Raw genomic sequence first — 1,242 nt, forward strand, 5'->3', positions numbered from 1 at the left:
CTGGCCTCGATCGCCTATCCCTCGTTCGCCGAATACGTGCGCAAAGGCAAACGGGATGATGGTCGCGCCTTGATCGGAGCCGCTGAAGTTGCGCAAGAAAAGTTCAGGGTCAGCAACGCCACATACGCAAACGCGACGGCATCACTTGTTGGCGCTTGCCCATCTTCTGGTACATGCACCAGCCAGGGGGGCCATTTCACCTTGGCCGTCTCCGCAACCAGTGCCACGGGTTATACCTTGACCGCCACACCCACCTACACAGACACCACGTGCACATCATTAGTGGTGGTACACAACGGTTCAAGCATCACCCGCACGCCCAGTTCGACAGCTTGCTGGCCCAAGTAAATCAGGTGCTGCCATGAACAAGCGTTACACCATGGGCATATCGATGATCGAGGTGCTGGTCACCGTCGCTGTTTTGGGCATTTTGGCAGCAGCAGCCATGCCCAGCATGCGTGACATGATCGATACGCGCAAGCTGAAAAACCAAACCGAATCGATTGCCGATGTGCTGCGTCTGTCACGATCAGAAGCCATGAAACGGGCCGCCAGCAATACCCCAAAGGTCGTCTCAGCCACCGTCAGCGCGGGGGCTCCCTCGGCTTGGTTTGTTGGCTTGTCCAACACTACGACAGCTTGCACCGATGCTTCCACCTGCGTACTGGTGCAAGGTGCGAACAGTGCACCCTACATGGTCACTGCGACCGAGTGCGGTGGATGCAGCGTGGCCACAACGGCAAACCTGTACACCTTCTCGTTCAGAGGTGTGGCCACGGTTGGCGGCGGGAGTTCGGTGACGGTGACCTCACCGATGAACAAAACTCTGCGGGTAGATGTGAGCACCACTGGTCGGGTCAGTGTCTGTTCGCCCGGCGGCACCATTGCGGGGTACGCAACATGCGTCTAACGCCCACCCTGCGCCGACAGCGCGGCGTCTCCCTGCTGGAGTTGATGATTGGCATCACAGTGGGTCTGCTGGTACTCGCCAGTTCACTGGTTATCTACTTGAGTGGGTCGCGCGGTGCCACAGATAGCCTGCGCGTCAGCCGCTTCAACCAGAATGTGCGGGAAATTGTCAACATCATGTCGGCCGACATCCGGCGCGCCGGTTACACCGCCGTCAACACTGCGGGCACGACCAATGTATTCACGGCAGCGGCCAACAATGTCGTGATATCTGGCTCCTGCATCCTGTATGCATATGACGCCACTTTCCTCGGCGGCGCTGTGGGCGTGGCC

General features: G+C 58.9%; 3 protein-coding genes. All 3 read left to right on the top strand.

Annotated elements, in window-relative coordinates; all coding sequences use genetic code 11:
- Window positions 1–348 (top strand): type IV pilin protein (locus Q8M88_RS07135; protein ID WP_305595819.1); only part of this gene is annotated, 348 nt, incomplete at its 5' end.
- Window positions 349–361: 13 nt separating this feature from the next.
- Window positions 362–910 carry a GspH/FimT family pseudopilin gene (locus Q8M88_RS07140; protein WP_305595821.1) on the top strand — a complete coding sequence of 183 codons (549 nt, stop codon included), beginning with the start codon at window positions 362–364 and terminating at the stop codon, window positions 908–910.
- Window positions 901–1,242, top strand: a 342-nt coding sequence (locus Q8M88_RS07145; protein WP_305595823.1) for a PilW family protein, incomplete at its 3' end; no start/stop codon positions are given. The genes Q8M88_RS07140 and Q8M88_RS07145, both read left to right, overlap by 10 nt.

It is taken from the genome of Phenylobacterium sp. (assembly GCF_030693805.1).
Classification (GTDB): Bacteria; Pseudomonadota; Alphaproteobacteria; order Caulobacterales; family Caulobacteraceae; genus Phenylobacterium.

Excerpts from the sequence above, each read along its gene's own strand:
- Q8M88_RS07140 (WP_305595821.1), top strand. The coding sequence starts at position 362 with ATGAACAAGCGTTACACCATGGGCATATCGATGATCGAGGTGCTGGTC.